This is a genomic window from Haloglomus litoreum, assembly GCF_029338515.1.
Lineage (GTDB): Archaea > Halobacteriota > Halobacteria > Halobacteriales > Haloarculaceae > Haloglomus > Haloglomus litoreum.
In genome coordinates this window covers 1,500,096-1,519,143 of record NZ_CP119988.1, presented here as the reverse complement: position 1 = coordinate 1,519,143, position 19,048 = coordinate 1,500,096, and the positions used below count along the sequence as shown (strand labels likewise).

At 70.7% G+C, this 19,048-nt stretch carries 21 protein-coding genes; 10 read left to right on the top strand and 11 right to left on the bottom strand.

The window, feature by feature from the left end; genetic code table 11:
- The first annotated feature begins 4 nt into the window (after window positions 1-4).
- From P2T62_RS07440 to P2T62_RS07430, 3 genes are all read left to right on the top strand, one after another.
- Window positions 5-988: a DUF7351 domain-containing protein gene (locus tag P2T62_RS07440; RefSeq protein ID WP_276260765.1), complete on the top strand. Its 984-nt coding sequence runs from the start codon at window positions 5-7 to the stop codon at window positions 986-988.
- Between the two features lie 54 nt (window positions 989-1,042).
- On the top strand, window positions 1,043-1,525 hold the full coding sequence (locus P2T62_RS07435; protein ID WP_276260764.1) for a hypothetical protein: 483 nt from the start codon (window positions 1,043-1,045) through the stop codon (window positions 1,523-1,525).
- 73 nt (window positions 1,526-1,598) lie between these two features.
- On the top strand, window positions 1,599-3,317 hold the full coding sequence (locus P2T62_RS07430) for a glutamate--tRNA ligase (protein ID WP_276260763.1): 1,719 nt from the start codon (window positions 1,599-1,601) through the stop codon (window positions 3,315-3,317).
- A gap of 119 nt (window positions 3,318-3,436) precedes the next feature.
- On the opposite strand, the gene P2T62_RS07425 is transcribed toward P2T62_RS07430, so the two are convergent.
- Window positions 3,437-3,673, bottom strand: coding sequence for a DUF5816 domain-containing protein (locus tag P2T62_RS07425; RefSeq protein WP_276261587.1), 237 nt, complete (start codon window positions 3,671-3,673; stop codon window positions 3,437-3,439).
- Between the two features lie 171 nt (window positions 3,674-3,844).
- On the opposite strand from P2T62_RS07425, the gene P2T62_RS07420 reads away from it, so the two are divergent.
- Together P2T62_RS07420 and P2T62_RS07415 are read left to right on the top strand one after the other, a co-directional pair.
- Entirely contained in the window at window positions 3,845-5,233 is a 1,389-nt protein-coding gene (locus P2T62_RS07420) for a bifunctional metallophosphatase/5'-nucleotidase (protein ID WP_276260762.1), read from the top strand.
- Window positions 5,234-5,306: 73 nt separating this feature from the next.
- On the top strand, window positions 5,307-5,714 hold the full coding sequence (locus P2T62_RS07415) for a universal stress protein (protein WP_276260761.1): 408 nt from the start codon (window positions 5,307-5,309) through the stop codon (window positions 5,712-5,714).
- A 2-nt stretch (window positions 5,715-5,716) separates the two neighbouring features.
- Here P2T62_RS07415 and P2T62_RS07410 read toward each other — a convergent pair whose 3' ends face one another.
- Window positions 5,717-6,802 (bottom strand): mechanosensitive ion channel family protein, encoded by a 1,086-nt coding sequence (locus P2T62_RS07410; protein WP_276260760.1) that lies wholly within the window; start codon window positions 6,800-6,802, stop codon window positions 5,717-5,719.
- Between the two features lie 180 nt (window positions 6,803-6,982).
- Between P2T62_RS07410 and P2T62_RS07405 the strand changes: the two genes are divergently transcribed.
- Window positions 6,983-7,582: a DUF6517 family protein gene (locus P2T62_RS07405; RefSeq protein ID WP_276260759.1), complete on the top strand. Its 600-nt coding sequence runs from the start codon at window positions 6,983-6,985 to the stop codon at window positions 7,580-7,582.
- A 30-nt stretch (window positions 7,583-7,612) separates the two neighbouring features.
- Here P2T62_RS07405 and P2T62_RS07400 read toward each other — a convergent pair whose 3' ends face one another.
- The 6 genes from P2T62_RS07400 to P2T62_RS07375 form a co-directional block, all read right to left on the bottom strand.
- Window positions 7,613-8,014, bottom strand: a complete 402-nt coding sequence (locus P2T62_RS07400) for a hypothetical protein (protein WP_276260758.1) — start codon at window positions 8,012-8,014, stop codon at window positions 7,613-7,615.
- Window positions 8,007-8,219 carry a hypothetical protein gene (locus tag P2T62_RS07395; protein ID WP_276260757.1) on the bottom strand — a complete coding sequence of 71 codons (213 nt, stop codon included), beginning with the start codon at window positions 8,217-8,219 and terminating at the stop codon, window positions 8,007-8,009. The genes P2T62_RS07400 and P2T62_RS07395 overlap by 8 nt, the downstream gene beginning before the upstream one ends.
- Before the next feature lie 82 nt (window positions 8,220-8,301).
- Entirely contained in the window at window positions 8,302-9,189 is an 888-nt protein-coding gene (locus P2T62_RS07390) for a methyltransferase domain-containing protein (RefSeq protein ID WP_420028416.1), read from the bottom strand.
- On the bottom strand, window positions 9,186-9,596 hold the full coding sequence (locus tag P2T62_RS07385; RefSeq protein ID WP_276260756.1) for a nascent polypeptide-associated complex protein: 411 nt from the start codon (window positions 9,594-9,596) through the stop codon (window positions 9,186-9,188). Before P2T62_RS07385 ends, P2T62_RS07390 begins: the two co-directional genes overlap by 4 nt.
- A gap of 476 nt (window positions 9,597-10,072) precedes the next feature.
- Window positions 10,073-10,936 (bottom strand): 2-oxoacid:ferredoxin oxidoreductase subunit beta, encoded by an 864-nt coding sequence (locus P2T62_RS07380; RefSeq protein WP_276260755.1) that lies wholly within the window; start codon window positions 10,934-10,936, stop codon window positions 10,073-10,075.
- The gene (locus P2T62_RS07375) at window positions 10,933-12,702 is read right to left on the bottom strand and encodes a 2-oxoacid:acceptor oxidoreductase subunit alpha (protein WP_276260754.1); all 1,770 of its coding nucleotides are present in this window, start codon (window positions 12,700-12,702) and stop codon (window positions 10,933-10,935) included. The genes P2T62_RS07380 and P2T62_RS07375 overlap by 4 nt, the downstream gene beginning before the upstream one ends.
- Before the next feature lie 230 nt (window positions 12,703-12,932).
- On the opposite strand from P2T62_RS07375, the gene P2T62_RS07370 reads away from it, so the two are divergent.
- A complete protein-coding gene (locus P2T62_RS07370) occupies window positions 12,933-13,580 on the top strand; it encodes an FAD-dependent oxidoreductase (protein ID WP_276260753.1) in 648 nt (215 codons plus the stop codon).
- Between the two features lie 139 nt (window positions 13,581-13,719).
- Window positions 13,720-15,120, top strand: coding sequence for a hypothetical protein (locus P2T62_RS07365; RefSeq protein WP_276260752.1), 1,401 nt, complete (start codon window positions 13,720-13,722; stop codon window positions 15,118-15,120).
- Window positions 15,121-15,248: 128 nt separating this feature from the next.
- Here P2T62_RS07365 and P2T62_RS07360 read toward each other — a convergent pair whose 3' ends face one another.
- The 3 genes from P2T62_RS07360 to P2T62_RS07350 are packed head-to-tail and all read right to left on the bottom strand — an operon-like array spanning window position 15,249 to window position 16,961.
- Window positions 15,249-16,058 carry an SDR family NAD(P)-dependent oxidoreductase gene (locus P2T62_RS07360; protein ID WP_337250438.1) on the bottom strand — a complete coding sequence of 270 codons (810 nt, stop codon included), beginning with the start codon at window positions 16,056-16,058 and terminating at the stop codon, window positions 15,249-15,251.
- Between the two features lie 48 nt (window positions 16,059-16,106).
- On the bottom strand, window positions 16,107-16,592 hold the full coding sequence (locus tag P2T62_RS07355) for a hypothetical protein (RefSeq protein ID WP_276260751.1): 486 nt from the start codon (window positions 16,590-16,592) through the stop codon (window positions 16,107-16,109).
- Window positions 16,593-16,634: 42 nt separating this feature from the next.
- Window positions 16,635-16,961 (bottom strand): hypothetical protein, encoded by a 327-nt coding sequence (locus P2T62_RS07350; protein ID WP_276260750.1) that lies wholly within the window; start codon window positions 16,959-16,961, stop codon window positions 16,635-16,637.
- A 209-nt stretch (window positions 16,962-17,170) separates the two neighbouring features.
- Between P2T62_RS07350 and P2T62_RS07345 the strand changes: the two genes are divergently transcribed.
- Entirely contained in the window at window positions 17,171-18,184 is a 1,014-nt protein-coding gene (locus P2T62_RS07345; RefSeq protein ID WP_276260749.1) for a DUF7972 family membrane protein, read from the top strand.
- Window positions 18,185-18,293: 109 nt separating this feature from the next.
- On the top strand, window positions 18,294-18,956 hold the full coding sequence (locus P2T62_RS07340) for a helix-turn-helix domain-containing protein (RefSeq protein ID WP_276260748.1): 663 nt from the start codon (window positions 18,294-18,296) through the stop codon (window positions 18,954-18,956).
- Window positions 18,957-19,048 lie beyond the last annotated feature (92 nt).

The window sequence follows — 19,048 nt, the reverse complement described above, 5'->3', positions numbered from 1 at the left end:
AGCTATGACCGAGGACTCGGTGTCGTCGCCGCTGGAGGCGGCCGCGGGGGGCGACATGGAGCGTGCGACCGGGGCCTTCGCCGCGCTGCGCAACGAGACGCGGCTGGCGATCCTGCTGGCGCTCTGGGAGGCCCACGACTCGATGCACCCGGAGGAGGGCATCGCCTTCTCGGAGCTGCGCGAGCGGGTCGGCACGCGCGACTCCGGCCAGTTCAACTACCACCTCGAACAGCTCGTCGGGCAGTTCGTCCGCAAGGTCGAGGACGGCTACGTCCTCCGGCGCGCGGGGCAGAAGCTCGTCCGCACCGTCATCGCGGGGGCGGGCATCGAGGAGCCGACACTGGAGCGGACGCCCATGGACGTGCCCTGCCCCGCGTGCGGCGGCGAGACGGCCGTCCTGTACGAGGACGAGTGGCTCTACCACGTCTGCACGGAGTGCGACGGCGTGTTCGCCGGCGACGGTGAGCAGCCGGACGGCTACCTGACGGGGGCCGCGCTCGACCCGGCGGGATTCGTCGACCGGACCCCCGAGGAGCTGTGGGCGGCAGCCCTGAACCGCGGGCACCAGGACGTGAAGACGATGCTGGAGGGGGTCTGCGACGAGTGCTCCGGCCCGGTGTCGACGGGGCTCACCGTCTGCGAGGACCACGACGAGGAGGGAGTCTGTGGGAACTGCGGTCGCGCGCCGGCCGCGCTCGTCATCCTGTCCTGCTCCGTCTGCAAGAACTACCACGCCATCACGCCGCGAACGCTGGTCATGCACCACCCCGCCGTCATCTCCTTCTTCTACGAGCGCGGCGTCGAGATCGAGTACAGCCTGGGCGACGTGGAGCGAACGCGACGGTGGGAACGGCTGCGGAACCGGAACGAGGACACCATCGTCTCGACGGACCCGCCACGCGTCGAGGTGACCGTCCGCCACGAGGGGGACGAACTGCGCCTGACCCTGGACGAGCACGCCGCGGTCGTGACCGTCGAGGGGGGCTGAAACGGGGCGTCACCGACGGAGATTTGTCCGTCGCCGTCCTGTCCTTCCCCGACCATGACCGACGCACGCGGTTCGCTCCGGCGCGCGTTCATCGAGTCGGACGCCTCGCCCGACGGCAAGTGGTGGGTCGACGTGCCCGCCGGCCTCTCGCTGGGCGAGGAGGGCGACCACGTCACAGTCGACGCGGTCTGTCTCACCGACCGCGAGCAGGAACTGCCGGAGGTGTACACGGCCCACGCGGGGACGGAGTACGTCAACCCCGAAGCCGACGAGGCGGTCGGGGTGACGAAGGCCGACCTGTTCGAGACCCTGCGCGGGAAGGACACCTTCGCCGAGGAGACCGTGACGCTGGTCGCCTTCGACCCCGGCGCGGCGCGCGTGGGGACCGTCGGCGACCTGCTGGCCGCGCGCGAGCTCATCGAGGCCGACTGGCCCGGCTGGACCGTCGCGGACCTCGTCTACGTGAGCGACACCGACCGGGCGCACGTCACGCGAGCGGCGAAAGAGTTGGACGTGCGGGTCGTGCGCGTGGCGTAGCACCGGCAGGCGGCGGCGCAGGCCGCCCCACACAATCCACACGCGTTTTCACCCCCACCCGCGAAGCCCGCGTATGGACGAGGACCTTCGCGAGCGGGTCGAGCGCGAGGCCGAGACGGCCGCGCTGTTCAACGCGCTCAAGCACGGCAGCGACGCGCAGGTGGGCGCCATCATGGGCCCGATGATGGGCGAGAACCCGTCTTTCCGCGAGCACGGCGACGAGATTCCCGGCATCGTCGCGCCCGTCTGCGAGCGCGTCAACGGGCTCTCCGAGGCCGAGAAACGCGAGCGCCTCGCGGAACTCGACCCCGACGCCGTGGCGGAACTCGAAGCGGAGGACGAGGCGGACGACCAGGTGCTCCCGGACCTCCCCAACGTCGAGGCGTACGACGAGGTCCGGATGCGCCTCGCCCCGAACCCGAACGGGCCCTGGCACCTCGGCAACGCCCGGATGCCCGCCGTCATCGGGACGTACAAGCAGATGTACGACGGCTGGATGCTCTGCCGGTTCGACGACACGGACCCGGAGACGAAGCGGCCCGACCTGGACGCGTACGACGGCATCCTCGACGCCATCGACTACCTCGGCTTCGAACCCGACGAGGTGGTCCGCGCGAGCGACCGGGTGGAGACCTACTACGAGCACGCCCGCGACCTCATCGACGAGGGCGGCGCCTACGCCTGCTCGTGCCCGCAGGGGGAGTTCTCGGACCTGAAGAACAGCGGCGAGGCCTGCCCGCACCGCGACCAGGACCCCGAGACCACCCACGAGGAGTTCGACGCGATGGTCGCCGGCGAGTACGACTCCGGCGAGAAGGTGCTGCGCGTGCGGACCGACATCGAGCACAAGAACCCCGCGCTGCGGGACTGGGTCGCCTTCCGGATGGTCGACACCCCACACCCCCGCGAGGCGGCCGCCGACTACCGCTGCTGGCCGATGCTGGACTTCCAGTCGGCCATCGACGACCACCTGTTCGGCGTCACCCACATCATCCGCGGCATCGACCTGCAGGACTCCGCAAAGCGGCAGGGCTTCCTCTACGACTACTTCGGCTGGGAGTACCCCGAGGTCACCCACTGGGGCCGCATCGAGGTCGACGAGTACGACGTGCCCCTCTCGACCTCGAGCATCAAGCAGCTCATCGCCGACGGCGAGCTCGACGGCTGGGACGACCCGCGCGCGCCGACGCTGGCGTCGCTCCAGCGCCGGGGGATCCGCGGCGACGCCGTCGTCGAGGCGATGACGGAACTCGGCGTGTCGACCTCCAGCGCGGACCTGGCGATGTCCTCGGTGTACTCGGCCAACCGTGGCCGCGTCGACGACGAGACCGACCGCGCGTTCCTGGTGCGGGACGGCGAGCGCCTGCCGGTCGAGGGCGGCCCCGACGCGGGACATCCACCCATCCACCCCGAGCACGAGGACCGTGGTGACCGTGACGTGCCGCTCGGCGACGCGGTCCTGCTGGAACCGGACGACGTGCCCGCCGACGGCGAGCGCGTCTGGCTGAAGGGCTGGGGCCCGGTCCGCAACGAGGGCGGCACGCTCGCGTTCACCGACGAGAGCATCGACATCGTCCGGGACGAGGGTGTGGACGTGGTCCACTGGGTCGACGCCGACGAGAACCTGCCCGTCACGATGCGGACGATGGAGGGTGACATCGAGGGGCACGCCGAACCCGGCGTTCGTGACTACGAGGTGGACGACCTGCTCCAGTTCGAGCGCGTCGGCTTCTGCCGACTGGATGCGCTCGAGGACGGCGAGACGTCGGTCGTGTACTTCACGCACAGATGAGAGCTGACGGATAGCGGCACCCAGACCGCCACAGACAGCAAGATTCGATTATATCTCATCAAGACACGGTCTATCCACGATAGGTTCAGAATTATTTATATATTCGAGATGGAGCCCGCCTATTCGTGTGCGGCATCCCACTCGTCAGGTTTCTTGTAGTTCGAGCAGACGTTGCACTGGACCCGGCCCATCGAGTCCATCGCGTTGTCGAACGTCTCGCAGTTGCTGCAGAAGTAGCCCCAGCGGTTCTCGCGGGCGGGCGAGGCGTACGCCACGAGGAACGGTCCCTTCTGGCCGCGCTCGGCCTCGTCGAGCGCGACGTACAGCGTCCCGTCCGGCCCCTCGCGTTCCTCCAGCCGGTCGTCGGGCGCCGGGTCGAGGTCGGCAGTCGCGTCGGCGTCGGCGTCAGCGTCGGTCATACCCCGGGATAGCGGACTCGGCGGCTAAAGCCTTCCCACGCCGAGCCCCGGCCACGAGCCGAAGCCGTCAAACCCGCAGGGTGACTCCGTTCGACCGACGAGACGACGATGACAGGTCCCCGGCTGCTCCACTACTCCGACGTCGAGAACGCCTACGACACGCCCGAGCGCATCGGCCGACTGGCGGGCACCCTCCGCGAGCGCCACGACGCCGACCCCGACAGCGCGCTGGTCTGCGGGACCGGTGACAACCTCGCGCCGGGCGTGCTCGCGCTGACCACCCGGGGTGCGCAGGCGCTCGACTTCTTCGAGCGGGTCGGGACCGACGTGGAGACGTTCGGGAACCACGACTTCGACTTCGGCCCGGAGCGCACCCGCGAACTCGTGGCCGAGTCACCGCAGCAGTGGGTGACCGCCAACGTCGAGGCGGCCGGCGCACGCTTCGCCGCCGACCACACCGTCGCGTGGACCGTCCGGGAGGCCGGGGGCGCCGGCGTCGGGTTCGTCGGCGTCACGAGCGCGCTCACCGCGTCGATCAACCCGAAGGCGAAGGACCTGGGTTTCACCGAGCCCGTCCTCGCCGCGCGCGAGGCCATCGCCGAGCTGCGCGACGCGCACGACCCCGAGTACGTCGTCGCGCTGTCCCATCTCGGCCGGGGCGACGAGCGCCTCGCCGCCGAGACCGACGTCGATGTCGTCCTCGGGGGGCACCTCCACGCCGAGACCGTCGAGCGGTTCGACGGGACGATACTGACGCGGCCGGGGGTCAACGGTGCGGTCTGTTTCGAGGTGTTCCCCGAGACGGGCGAGGTCCGGCGCCATGCCGTCGAGGATGGCCCGCTGGACGCTGCCCTCGCGGAGAACCTCCGCGGACGGATGGCCGACGCCGGGCTGGACGAGGTGGTCGCGCACGTCGACGAGCCGGTCGAGCGGACCGAGACCGCCTGCTTCCACGGGGAGTCCCGCATCGGCAACTTCGTCGCCGACGCCTACCTGTGGGCCGGGAACCGCGCCGTCGAGGGGGGCGTGGACCTGGCGCTCCAGAACAGCGGCGGCGTCCGCTCGGGCCCCCCGCTCGACGGTGACGTGACCGTCGGTGACCTCGTGAGCGTCATCCCGTTCGACGAGCCCGCGGTCGTGGTCGAACTCGACGGCGCGGCGCTCCGGGCGGTCCTCGCCGAATCCGGCGGGTCCGACGTGGGGTTCGGCGCCCCGGACTGGTGGCACGGCCACGTCGCGGGGGCCCACCTCGTCTACGACTACGCCGGGCACGACCTCGTCTCGGCGACGGTCGGCGGCGAGCCCATCGAGGACGACCGGACCTACCGACTGGTGACCGCGGCCTACCTGCTCCACACCGCCGACGAGTTCCCCACCCTGACCGGGCTGGAGCGGATCGCGACACTGGACACGCAGTACCGCCTGCTCGTGGACTACGCCCGCGAACGCGGCATCGACCCCGCGGTCGAGGGGCGTGTCGAGCGCCGGGGGCTGTGAGCGTGACCGACAACCCTCCCGACCGCGCGGCGAACGGAAAGGTTGACCCGGTGCCCGGCCGCACCATCGCCCGATGACGCTCGTCGTGGTGCCGGTCCGCTATCCGCTGACGGCCCACTCGAAGGCGACCCTCCAGCGTGCGCTGGAGGTCGCCGAGGAACACGACGCCGAACTGACCGTCCTCCACGTCAACCTCTATCAGGACGGTGGGCGGGTGGGTCGGATGGAACTCAAACGCGCCGTCGAGCGCGAGTTCGGCGCGCTCCCGGACGCGCGGTTCGTCGTCCGGGCCGGCTTCCTCGTCGAGGAGACCATCCTCGAGGAGGTCGCCGCCGAGCGGGCGGACTTCGTCGTCATCGGCCAGAAGCAGGCCGGGCGCTGGCGGCGGATGCTCCGGAGCCTCGTCGACGACCCGGACATCGAGACCTACCTCCGCGAGAAGCTGGACTGCACCGTCGTCACCGCGACCGCCGCGAGCTGAACCTACTCCTCGCCCTCCTCCCCGGTCCCGTCCCCGACCGAGCCGCCGGCATCCGAGCCGTCGGGCTCCCGCTGTGGGTGGCTCGGCGGCGGCTCGGCTGCCGGGTCGTGCTCGACCGCCGCGGGCTCGATGTCGGGCGGCGCGCCGTTCCCCTCGGCGTCGACCGAGCGGGTCGCGACCCGCATCTCGCCGCTCGTCTCGTCGAAGACCAGATGCGAGTGCGGGTAGGCGATCTCCACGTCGGCGTCCGCGAGGCGCTCCCAGACCGCCGTCTGGACGTTCGAGCGGAGCGTCAGCAGCTTGTACGGCTCCGTCGCCCAGTAGCGCAGTCGCAGGTTCACCCCGTGGTCGGCGAAGTTCTCGATGTAGCAGGTCGGCGCCGCCGGATAGCGCGCACTCCCGATTCGGATGTCCGGCCCACCCTCGATTACCTTCTCGGTCTTGCGCGCGGCCTCCTCGATGAGCGCCCGGGCCTCGGCGATGTCGGACTCGTAGGTGACCTGGACGTCCAGGGAGAGCCGGGTCCGGGAGTCCTCGGCGGAGTAGTTGACCACGTCACGCTCCCTGATGGAGCCGTTCGGGATGATGAGGAACGTATTGTCCAGCGTGAACACCTTGGTATACCGGAGCGTGATGTCCTCGACGAAGGCGTAGACGTCGCGGTCGGGGAGGTAGATCATGTCCCCGATCTCGTAGGGTTGCTCCGAGAGGACGAACAGCCCGTTGACGACGCTCCCGATGATGGGCGCGAGGACGAACCCGGCCACCGCGGAGAACACCGTGACCGACAGCGCCAGGTCGCCGATGGGGACCTGGAGGATACGCAGGGCGATGAGGATACCGAGCAGGACGACCGCCCCCTGGATGCTCCGCAACACCGTCCGGGTGAGCGAGGGTCGGCGGAACCGGCGCGCGATGCGCCGGCCCAGCAGGCGCTTGACCAGCGTCGACCCGTAGTAGAAGACCGCCAGCGCGACCAGCGCCCCGATGAGTCGGGCGAGCGGCTCCGGGAACCAGGGCGGGAGCAGTTGCAGGCCGTCCTGGATGGCCTGGTTGCCAGCCTGTAACACCCCCCAGCCGCCGGTCATGGACACGACGACATGGGGGCCGGGCAAGAGGGTTTCGACGAGAGCGTGGCGGCAGGGAGGCCTGCCGGACGAGGACGCGGCCTTCGAGCGACGGCAACGACCCCACACGGCACCGATGCGGTTGTCCCTGGCGTCGCCCGACGACCGTAGTCCTATACGTCGGGGTGCCGTAATCGGCTCATGAGCACGCAGTCGCGCGTGGGACCGCCGACGCTCCCCCGCGACCGCCTCGCGGACGCGGGCTGGTCGCTCGTCGAGGACGAGGTCGAGACCCTGTTCAGCCTGTCGACGGCGCGGGTGGAGGGCCACATGCAGGTGTTCGAGGACACCGCACTCCGTACTGCGGTCCGCGACGCGACCGGCATCGATCATATGTGGCGGTTCTTCTTCGCGACGCGGGTGTCGTTCACGCCGTCGCTGGCGCCCGGTATCGCGCCACTCATCAAGTCGCGTGTCACCAGCGAGGCCCGGTCCTCGTTCGCCGACGACCTCCTCGCACGGGGGTTCGACCAGGTCGCGAAGGGGGAACCGAAACGAGCACGGGTCCGCTCGGGGGCGCGGGCGGAGTTCACCCCGTTCAAGGCTCGCTACCGGCTCGACGACCGCACGCTGGAGATGGAGGGGTTCCTCGCGGTCTGGCTCGACGACGGGTTCGTCATCGCCGGCGGGGCCTACCCGGCCGGACTCGACGGGACGCTCGACGAGGCCCTCGGGGTCGAGACCGACGCCGACAGCTACCGGAAGGAACTGCTCGACCTCATCCGGTCCGTCGAGGGCTGAGCACCCACCCGGTGCCGTCTCGCGACCCGCTCAGAGACCGAGCCACGCCAGAAGGAGCCCGCGCGGCGAGACCGCGACGTGGTCGTAGCCGAGATGCTTCAGCGGCCCCTCCGCGCCGGCGCCGAACGTGGCGACCTCGCGCGTGTCGACCCGGGCGACCGCCGTCAGATCGGCCGCCGCGAGCGTCGCCGGGAGCGAGCCGCCGGCACCCGGGCCGCTCCCGCCGGTGCTCCCGGAGGCAGAGCGGAGCAGGTCGACCGCCACCCCGAGCGAGGGGAAGTCGACGAGGACGCGGTCGGTGTACGCCGTCACCTGCAGTTCGTGGCCGTCGATGCGCACGGTGAGGTCGGCGCTGACGTCGAGGCCGAGCGGCGTCTCCGCGACGCGCCGGATGGCCCCCACCAGCGTCGCCGCGTCCCCCGCGTCACTCACGTTCCCGTGTCGAGACCCGGAGCGTCCCGTCGATGCGCCAGTGGGCGTGCTCGGCGTCCGGGCCGGTCCGGTTGGGGACGGCAATCTCCATCTCGTCGAACTCGTAGGTGATCTCGGCCCCCCGGCCGGTCAGGCGGTCGTAGATACTGATCGCCAGCTCCGGCCACGTCGTCGTCTCGTCCGCCTCGGGTACGGCCTCGCTCATGCCACGGGGTAGGGTCGTCGCGGACTTATAGCCCGTGGCACGGACGAGACGCGTCCGTGCCGAGGGAGACACACCCGGAGGGTCAGTCGCCCGTGCCGGGCGCGTCGGGCGCCCGCGCGACGGTCAGGAACCCCGTGTGGCCGACGGGCGCCGTGTCCGGCCGCGAGCCACGCTCGCCGAAGGTGAACTCCCGCTGGATGGTCTCGTGGGTCGTCACGTCCTCCAGGCCGGCCGCCTCGGCGGCGAGTGCGGCCTCGCGGGCACCCTCCACGAACGGGACGTACATCGCGAGGTAGCCGCCCGGGACGAGCAGTTCGTCCGCCCGAGCCGCGACCGCGGGCGCGTCGGCCGTGTCCAGCGTGACGACGTCGAAGCCGCGGTCGGGAGCCGGCCCGGCTGGGGTCGCGCCGTCGGCCCCGTCCGAGCCCCCGACGAGCGCGTCGAGGTCGTCGGTCACGTCGCCGGTCCGGACCTCGACGGCGTCGGCGACGCCGGCCATCGCCATGTTCCCGCGTGCGACGTCCGCGAACTCGGGGTCCTGCTCGTAGGTGAGGACCTCGGCGCCGGCGCGGGCGAGGTAGGCCGCGAGGACACCCGTTCCGGTGCCGGCGTCGAGGACGCGGTCGCCGGCACCGGCGCCCGTCTCGCCCATGACCAGCCCGATATCACGGGGCACCATCGGCGCGCCCGTCCGCTCGAAGTGGTGGAACAGGTCCGGCCCGCGCAGCCGCCGGACGACGAACGCCGTGTCGAGATGCGTCGTGACGGTGTCGCCCGGCTGGACATCCCCGGGAACGCGAAGGATCCCGAGATCGGTCTCCATCCGCTCGCCCGGCCGGAGCAGGTACTCGCGGTTCTCGCGCACGAGCAGAACGGGTGCCCGTTCGGCACCGGTGGCGTCGACCTCGCTCCCGTCACTCGCCTCCGGGTCGGCCGCTGGCGCGTCCTCGCTCCCGTCGTGGTCGGTCACTCCAGCATCTCGACGGCGGCCGCCAGGTCACCGTCGGTCGCCTCGAGCGCCTCGCGGGCGTCGTCCTCGCTCGCGCCCGTCCGCGCGGCGACGATCTCCACGTCCGAGTCCGGGATGGCGGCGCCCCCGGCGTCGTCAGCGCTCTCGTCGGCGCTGTCGGCCTCGCCCTCGACGGCACCCGCGGTGCCGCCCTCGCCGCGCGGGCGGGATTCGGGCGAGCCGACGACCTGGTAGGTGGCCTGCCCCTGGGCGTCCATCTTCTGGACCTGGGCGTCGGTGAACACGAGGTCCTCGTCGGGGGTCCTGATGATGACCTCCTCGGCGTCGAGTTCCTCGAGGTCGATCCCCATCTGCTCCATCATCTGCTTCATCTTGCGGGGGTTGAGCCCGCCGCCTCCTCCGAACATACCTGTGTGGAGCAGCCCTGCCGTCAAAAACGTACTGTCGTCGACGCGTCCCCCTCGTCGACGTCCGTCACCGGCGCGTCTCTCCCATCGGCGCCCGCCGTCGGTCGCTCGGCCCGTCCGCAGTCGTCGGCAGCTGAGCCCTCACGCCGCCGCCATCGCCACGCCCGCTGCCCACCACAGCAGGGGCGCGCGGTCGACGGTCGTGCGGACCGCAAGCAGATGCATCCCGCCCCCGGTCCCCTGGCGCGGAGCAGCCCACTGTAACCACCGTGACACCGGCACGGGGCAGTTGCCTCTGACCCCATCGATGGGTACGGTGGCGTAGGATAATGCCGTTTCGAGAGTTTTCACGTCGTGATAACGGCCCCCGTGGAGGTAGCTTCGCGGAACGGGATCCGCGCTCCGGGGGCGCCGAGTGCCGTAGACCCGACGTAACAGTGGGGCGGGACAGGTGACCGCTGACGACCGCGGGCCGCTCAGTAGAACTCGCGGACGAGGTCCATCGCGTCCTCGGGGGCACCGTCCGGGATGTCGGCCATCGACTCGGAGAGGCCCTCCCGCTCCTCGAAGCCGACGGAGCTCTCGTCCTGGTAGATGACGCCCTGGTACTCCTTGTCCGCGTCGAGGATCTTCTCCTTGGCGTCGTCGTAGTCGGTGGGGTCGTGGTCGGTCTCGTCGAGATCGACGATGGTGTCGCGGAAGTAGTCGTACGTGTCGACGTCGTTGAACGTCACGCACGGGCTGTAGACGTTGACGAAGCCGAAGCCGTCGTGCTCGATGGCCTGCTGGACGATCTCCGTGTGGCGCTGGGAGTCCGAGGAGAACGACTGCGCGATGAACGTGCCACCGGCAGACAGCGCGAGCGCGAGCGGGTTGACCGGCTGCTGCTTCGTCCCCTCGGGCGACGTGGAGGTCTCGAAGTCCTCGCGCGAGGTCGGCGAGAACTGCCCCTTCGTCAGGCCGTAGATGCGGTTGTCCATGACGATGTACGTCATGTCGACGTTCCGGCGGACGGCGTGGACGAAGTGGCCGGCCCCGATGGAGTAACCGTCACCGTCGCCGCCGGCGACCATCACCTCCAGGTTGGGATTGGCCATCTTCACGCCGGTCCCGACCGGGAGCGCGCGCCCGTGCACGCCGTGCAGCGCGTACGAGTGCATGTACGTCCCGATCTTGCCGGAGCAGCCGATGCCGGCGACGACGAACGTGTTGTCCGGGTCGTTGCCGGTGTTGGCCAGGGCCTTCATCATCCCGTTCATGGTGCCGAAGTCGCCGCAACCGGGGCACCACGTGGGCTGTGCGTCGGACTTGAAATCGGTGAACCTGATATCGGAGCTCATTCTGCCTCCACCTCGGCGGGCTCGCCCGCCAGTTCCTCCTTCACTCTCTCTGCGAGTTCGTCGGCCTTGAACCGCACGCCGGTGTACTTGTTGATGCGCTTGACCCGCTCCAGGGCGTCGTGCTCGAGCACGTCCGCCCACTGGCCGGTCGCGTTACACTCCACGACGATGACCTCGTCGGCCTCGCGGATGTCCTCGGCGAGGTTCTCGCGCGGGAAGATGTAGGGACACGAGAGGAAGCGCACGTCGACGCCCTCCTCCTCCAGGAAGTCCAGCGCCTCCAGCATCGCGCCCTCGTTCGACCCCCAGGAGATGACGAGGTTGTCCGAGTCGGGATCGCCGAACTCGCGGGGCGACCAGTCCTCGCGCTCGCGGGCCGTCTCGACTTTCCGGTTGCGCTTGTCGACCTGCTCGACGCGGACCTGCTCGTCCTCCGTCCGGCGGCCGAGGCCGTCGTGCTCGAGGCCGGTCGTCATGTGCGCGCCACCCTCCACGCCGGGGAAGGTGCGCGGGGAGACACCGTCGTCGGTCGCGGCGTGGGGCGTGAACTGCCCCTTCTCGTTGGTCCACTCCTCGATACCGTCCTCGTCGACGACGCGCCCGCGCTCGATCTCGACGGCGTCCATGTCGAACTGCTCGGGCTCGTAGGTCTGCTCGGTCACCGCCATCGCCAGGTCGCTGACGAGGTAGACCGGCGTCTGGTACTTCTCGGCGAGGTTGAACGCCTCGATGGTCTTGTGGAAGCACTCCGCGACCGTCGTCGGCGCCACCACGAACCGCGGGATCTCCCCGTGGCCGCCGTACAGCGTCATGTTGAGGTCACCCTGCTCCTGCTTCGTGGGCATCCCCGTCGAGGGGCCCGAGCGCATCACGTCGCAGATGACCAGGGGCGTCTCCGTCTGCGCGATGAGGCCGAACGTCTCGGTCATCAGGTCGATACCCGGGCCGGACGTGGCGGTCATCGACCGGGCGCCCGCGCGGGCCGCGCCGAGCGCCATGTTGATGGCCGACAGCTCGTCCTCGGCCTGCACCACCTTCCCGCCGTACTGGTCGATGCGGCCGGTCAGGTACTCCATCACGTCCGTCGCGGGCGTGATGGGGTAGCCCGAGTAGAACCGGCAGCCGGCGGCGATGGCTCCCATCCCGATCGCCTCGTCGCCGTTCAGCAGGACGTAGTCGCTGTCGGTCGTCTCCAGTTCGTAGCCGGTGTCGAGGCCGTACTCGTCGGCGACGTAGTCCTGGCCGAGACGAGCGGCCTGCTTGTTCGTGTCGACGATGGCCGAGCCCTTGTCGCCGAACCGCTTCTCCAGGGACTCGTCGAGGTTCTCGATGGGGAAGTCCGCCACCTCGCAGGCCGCGCCGAGCGCGACGATGTTCCGCACGATGGCGCCGCCGGCCTCCTCCGCGAGCCGCTTGAGGGGTACGTCCAGCCCGGTCATCTCGCCGGGCGCCTCGAAGTCCTTCATCATCGTGCGCTCGCCGTCGTAGATGATGACCGAGTCGTCGTGGAGCTCGTCCATGTTCTCCTCGACGGTCCGCTCGGTGAGCGCGATGAGGATGTCGAGCCGGTCGACGACGCTCTCGACACGGTCGACCGACGTCCGGACCTTGTACGCGGTGTACCCGCCCCGGATCCGGGACGCGAAGTCCTTCGAGGTGAAGACGTGTCGACCCGCCCGGGAGAGTGCCTGTGCGAAGATCTTCCCGGTGGAGTCGATCCCATCGCCGGCTTCGCCGCCGATGGCCCAGTTCAGGTCGTCTGGCATAACTAGGAGCGCTTTCCCGTGGACGGACGTTAAGCCTTCTGAATATTGCCGTAACCACCGCATCTCGGCCGGTCGGCCCGCAACCGCGCTGGAGCGTCGGGTCCGGGCCGACCCGGCCCGCACCCCGGGGGTCCTCGACCCGCCGGGGCTTCCGGGCGGCCGCACTCTCGGGAGCGTCCGCACGGAGCCGGAAGCGAAAGGTGGTTGCCGGTCGCTCACCGACCACCGACATGGACGCAACCGACCTCCGCGTCGTCGCCGTGCGCGAGTGCGGGCCGGACACCGTCGCCATCGAGTTCGAGACACCCGCCGGCTTCGACGCCCAGCCGGGACAGTTCGTGAAGCTCACCGCCACGGTCGAGGACGAACCCGTGTCACGGTTCTACACCGTCTCGTCGCCCGACGTCGAGGGGACGTTCGAGATCACGGTCGGCTACGACCCCGAGGAGGGCGGCCCGTTCAGCGAGTACCTCCTCGCGCTCCAGGCCGACGACCGTGTCGAGACGGCGGGCCCGTTCGGGAGCGATTTCTACGAGGGCGAGGCACGCGCGGTCGTGCTCGCCGGCGGGCCGGGCATCGGCCCGGCAGTCGGTATCGCCGAGCGCGCGCTCGCGGAGGGCAACGAGGCCGCGGTCGTCTACCGCGACGAGGCGCCGGTCCACGAGGAGCGACTCGCCGCGCTCGCGGCGGCCGGAGCGGAGGTCTACGTTCTCGGTGCCGACGAGCCGCTCACGGACGCCGTAGCGGCCGTCGTCACGGAGACGGCGGGCGAACAGCTGTTCGTCTACGGCTTCGAGTCGTTCCTCGACGCGGCCACCGCCGCGCTCACCGCGGCCGGCGCCGAACCGGACGCCGCCAAGGTCGAGAACTTCGGGTGACTCGGGGCTCGAGTGCGAGCCGCTGGCGCGGTGTAGTACCCCGCTCGCCCGCCCTACCGAGTTATAAAATACCCCACTATACCACCAACGTCTTTATGCGGTTCCTGTACAGGAACGTGAGTAGAAACGAGCGTCGCGCATGACAGGACACAACGACAGCCAGTCGGGGACGCCCGACGACACTGGGGACGACGAAGACGGGGGTGAGTTCGAGTTCGGCACCCCGGACTCGGACGCCCCACCGGACAGCACGGGGGCGACGACCGAGCACGATGGACTCGCGGGTGACGGTGGTGAGCCGGTGCGTGGTGGCGCCGGCGCCACCGGGTTCGACTTCGGCGCCTGGATGGAGAACGTCGACCCGCGCGAGAACGTGGGTGGCGGCGAGGGCGACGACGGCACGCCCGACCCGTTCTACAGCCCGTCGGAGCTGCCGGCCAGCGTCGGTCTCGGCGGCGACGGGCCGCGCGTGGTCACCTTCGAGCGTGACCGTGCCGAGCTCCCGTCCGGACCGAAGGCGATCCCGCTGCTGATCGTCGGCATCATCGGCGCCATCATCGTTGAGGCCGTGAGCCGTATCGTCAGCGTCATCCCGGGCGTGTCGCGCTCGGGGGGCGCGACGACCGGCACGAACACGACGGCCTCGCGCGCGGAGGCGTCCGGGGCGTTCGAGTTCGAGAACGGCGGGTTCGACTTCGACAGCTGGCTCGGCGCGGAGTCGCTCGACGCCGAGACGACGGCCGCGACCGAGACCGCGACGGGTACCGCGACCGGCGCCGCGGCCGCGACCGGCAGCTTCCAGTTCGAGAACGGCGGGTTCGACTTCGACGGCTGGCTCGCGGCCGGTGACAGCGAGTTCACTGCGCCCGAACCCGAGCCGGCACCGGCCGCCGAGGCCGAGCCCGCCGGTGCGACCGCGACGGCCGGCGCCACGGGCGGCATGACGGCCGAGGCAGCCGATAACGCCGCCGCCAGCGGTCCGACCGCATCGGACCCCGGCTTCGGCGAGCCCTCGCCGGCCGCCGGGACCGGCGACGAGACGCCGCCCATCAAGCTGGCCGCGTTCGCCCTGTTCGCCGCCAGCGCCGTGGCGGTCGCGTTCACCATCCTGAGCGCCGGGGGCGTCGTCGACCCCGGCCAGGCCGGTGTCGAGGCGAACCCCGGTCCGGCCGGGGGTGGCGGTGCTGCCAACGCGACGACCGCGACGCCGACCGCGACGGCCACCGCGACACAGTCACCCACGCCGACCGCGACGCAGTCACCCACGCCGACCGCGACACAGTCACCCACGCCGACACCAACAGCGTCACCCACGCCGACGGCGACTCCGACGCCCACCCCGACGGCGACTCCGACGCCCACCCCGACGGCGACTCCGACGCCCACCCCGACGCCGACCGCGTCGCCCACCCCGACGCCGACGGCGACGCCCGAACCCACCGCGACGCCCACGCAGACGCCCGTCGGCGGTGGCATGATCGGCGGCGGTGGCGGTGACGGTGGCGGTAGCGACGACGGCGGTGGCGGCCTGCTCGGCTGAGCCGTAGTCGCTCCCGACGTTCCTCTGCCCGTTCTTCTCCGTTCGACACGTTCCACGGAGCCACGGCTGTCCGGGCCGGTCGCGCGCTCGTCGCCATCCGACGGCCGCCGTGAGAAGAGGGAGTCGCCCTACTGCAGTCCGAGGTCGGCGCTCATCGAGTTGCCGGCGCGTGGGACGCCCTTCACCGTGTAGGTCTCGCCGTTGACGAAGGCCGCAGCGGGCGAGGCGAGGAACTGGACCACGTCCGCGATGTCCTCGGTGTGCCCGATGCGGCGGTCCACCTGCTCGCGGGGCGGCATGTCGGACTCGTCGATGCCGAGCGTGTCGGCGACGCCGGGCGTCTGGATGAGGCCGGGCGCGACGCAGTTGACGCGGATGCCGTGGTCGGCCCACTCGACCGAGAGCGTCTCCGTGAGCCGGATGATGGCCGCCTTCGCCGCGGAGTAGTGGCTCTCGTTGGGTGCGGCGTGCTGGCCGTTCACGCTGGACATGTTGATGACCGTGCCGCCCGGGTCATCACCCCCGCGCATCGCGTTGCCCGCGACCTGCGTACAGTGGAACGTCCCCGTGAGGTTGAGGTCGACGATGGCCTCCCAGCCGTTCGGCGAGATGTCGTCGAAGGCGGCCACGAACTCGCCGCCCGCGTTGTTGACGAGGATGTCGACACCGCCGAGTTCCTCGACGGTCGCCCCGACGAACGCCTCGACATCGTCCCGGTCGCGGACGTTGCACTCGACGGCCAGACAGTCGCCCGCGTCGGGGTCCTCGTTGATACCCTCGGCGACCGGGTCGATCCGCTCCTGTGAACGCGAGCAGATGGCCACGTCGGCCCCGCCGGTCGCGAGCGTCTCCGCGACGGTGCGGCCGATGCCCTGACTCGCACCGGTGACGATGGCGCGCTTGCCCTCGACGCCGAACTCCGCTTGGTGGAGTGACATGGCGCACCGGGCGGCCGGCGGGAGGAAGTGTCTACCGGAAGGGGCGACCTACTCGTTCCTCTCCTCGTCGTCCGCGTCGGCGTCCCGCTCGCGTCGGCGACGACGGCTCCCGAACCCGAACAGGCTCCCCAGCTGGTCGAGTTCGTCGATGGCCGTCTCGGAGACCGTCGACTCGCGGACCCGGCGCGCGAGTTCCTCCTCCACGTCCGGCACCTCGGCGCCCGTCGCGGTCTCGATGGGCTCGCGGATGAACTCCTCCTCGGCCGCGTCGACGAGTTCGGCGGCGTCCTCGTTCAGCTCCAGCACGTCCGCGATGAGCGTCGGGTCGAGGCCGGCACCCGTGACCGAGAGGCCGTCACCGACGTTCACGCGCTCGAGTTCCACCTCCATCTCCGGCCCGTCCTCGGCCGTGTCGGAGCCGGCCGGAGCCCCGTCGGTCGCGGCGGCGCCACGGCGCCGCAGGGACACGAACGCCACGGTGGCGAGGATGAGGAGCTCCACGAACCGGCGCCACCGGGGGCTGGTGTCTCGCATACTGCTCGGCGTGAGGGGTCGCAGGGAGAAAAGTCCGGCCGTTCAGGCGCCGCCGTCGTCGGTCCGCTGCTGGTACTCCTCGCGTGCGGCCTTCAGTCCCGCGACGAGGATGTAGACGGCGTCGACGATGTCGATCTCGTCGAAGCGGCCCTGGACGTCCGTGTCGACCGGGAGCGCGTCCGACGCGTCGGCGGCGAGGTCCGCATCCGACTCGGCCACGGTGTCGGTAGCGAACGCGTCATCGTCCGTCTCCTCGTCCCCGCCGCCGCGGAGCGCGCGCACCAGCAGCACGACGCCAAGCACCAGCACGGCGCCGATAGCCAGCTTCTTCCCGCCGATACCGCCCGCCTCCTCGGAGTCGCTCGTCATGGTTCACCGTTCACCCCCACGCAACTTAAACGGTGCCGGGTCGGCGAGCCCCGGCAGGTCGGGGCCAGCGCCGCGAGCCGGCACGGGTCTGGTGGGGGGCCACGAGCCGACGCGAGTCGGGGCCGAGAGGGGCCGGCCTGGCCGCACCCGCCGTCCGCGTCCGGGTCGTTCCACGGGATTTTAACCCGTAACCGCCGTCGTGCCGGGCAATGAGTGCCGCAGGCGCCCCCGGTCGCTGGTTCCTCCTGACCGGCAACCGGCGGGCGGTCACGCTGCTGCTGCTCGGGGTGGTGTACGTGGCGCTGGTGCCGATGGCGCTGGTCTTCCTCGGTGCCGAGCAGCTGCTCGCGGCGCGGGGGACCATCGCCGGCCTGCTGAACACGCTGCTCTCGGGTGTCATCCTGCTGGTCTCAATCGTCGTCTCCGTCACGTCACTGTTCGTCTCGCAGGAGCTGAGCCCCGTGGGTCGCCAGCGCGAGCGGGTCGAGCGTGCCCGCGAGTTCCGCGAGGAGACCGAGGCGGTCCTCGACCGGGAGGTGTCGCCCGCGCGGCCGACGGCGTTCCTCCGGGCGGTCACGCAGGGCATCCTCGAGCGGACACAGGACCTGCAGGACGCGGTCGACGGGATGGCTCCCGGCCACCCCGGCCTGGACGAGGGGACGAAGGGCGAGCCCGCCGCGGAGATCGACGCCTTCCGCGAGCGCGTCGCCGGCGACGTCGAGGCGGTCAACCGACAGCTCAACGACGGCGCCGGCACCTTCGGCATCCTGCTGGCCGGGCTGGAGTACGACTACGCCGGGCAGCTGTACGCGCTCCGCCGGTTCCGCTCGCGTCATGGCACCGAACTGACCGAGGAGGTGGAGACGGCGCTTGAGGAGGTGGTGGCGGCGCTGGAGTTCTTCGTCACCGCACGCGAGTACTTCAAATCGCTCTACTTCGAACGGGAGTTCGCCACCCTCTCGCGGGACCTCCTGTTCGTCTCGCTGCCCGCCCTGGTCCTCGTGTCGTACGCCATCCTCGCCATCGACGCGGAGCTCGTCGGCGGCACGGCCATCGGCGTCTCGCGGCTCCTCCTGCTCGCTGGTGGGGCCTACACCCTCGGGCTCGCCCCGTTCGCGGTCCTCACGGCCTACGTCGTCCGCGTATCGACAATCGCGACCCGCACCCTCTCGGCCGGACCGTTCGTCCTCGGCGACGATGACCCGGACGACCTCGTGGAGTGAGGGGACAGCCATCCCATCCCGCCCGGCCCCTCTGGACGCTCCGGAATGGGTGTCCTTCGGCGGGTATGGACGGCGAAAGTGCCTTCATACCCGGGTGTGAGGTGGGGATATGCGCCAGGCGACGTTCGTCATCAGCGCCGGACGCGGTGGGCTCCACCCCGCGGACGCCGCCATCGCCGCCGAGCCCGGCATCCAGCGCCTCTCCATCCGGCAGATCGATATCCTCGACGACGGCACCGGCATCGTCCTCTACACGTCGCGTGGCGACCTCGAGCGCGGGAAGCAACTGCTGCAGGAGCGCGACGACATCTACGCCGTCGACTACGTCGGCGAGACGAACGGCGTCACCCTCGTGCACTTCGAGCCCAACGACGTCGTCCGGGACCTGATGGCGGTCGGCCGGAGCCAGGCCATCGCGCTCGACCTCCCCATCGAGTGCCTGCCGGACGGCGGCGTCCGGGTCACGGTCATCGGCAACGACGCCGCCATCAGCCAGGCCGTCGACGATATGCCCGAGTCGCTCGCGCTCTCGCTGGAGTCGATGGGGCCCTACGACCCGGACCGCTCGGACCCGTTCGCCTCGCTCACCGAGCGCCAGCAGGAGATCCTCCTGACGGCGCTGGAGCTGGGCTACTTCGAGACGCCCCGCGAGACGAACCAGGAGGAGATCGCCGACACGCTGGACGTATCGACCGCGACCGTCGGCGAGCACCTGCGCCGCATCCAGGCGAAGCTGATCCCGTCGGTCGTCCCCCGCGCGCTCTGGGAGTAGGGCGCCTCGTCCGACTGGACCGTTTAGGGCGCTTCGTCAGCCACCGTTCGCAGTGTAGCCATCGGTCCGTCCGCGGTGTCCGCTCCGTCGTC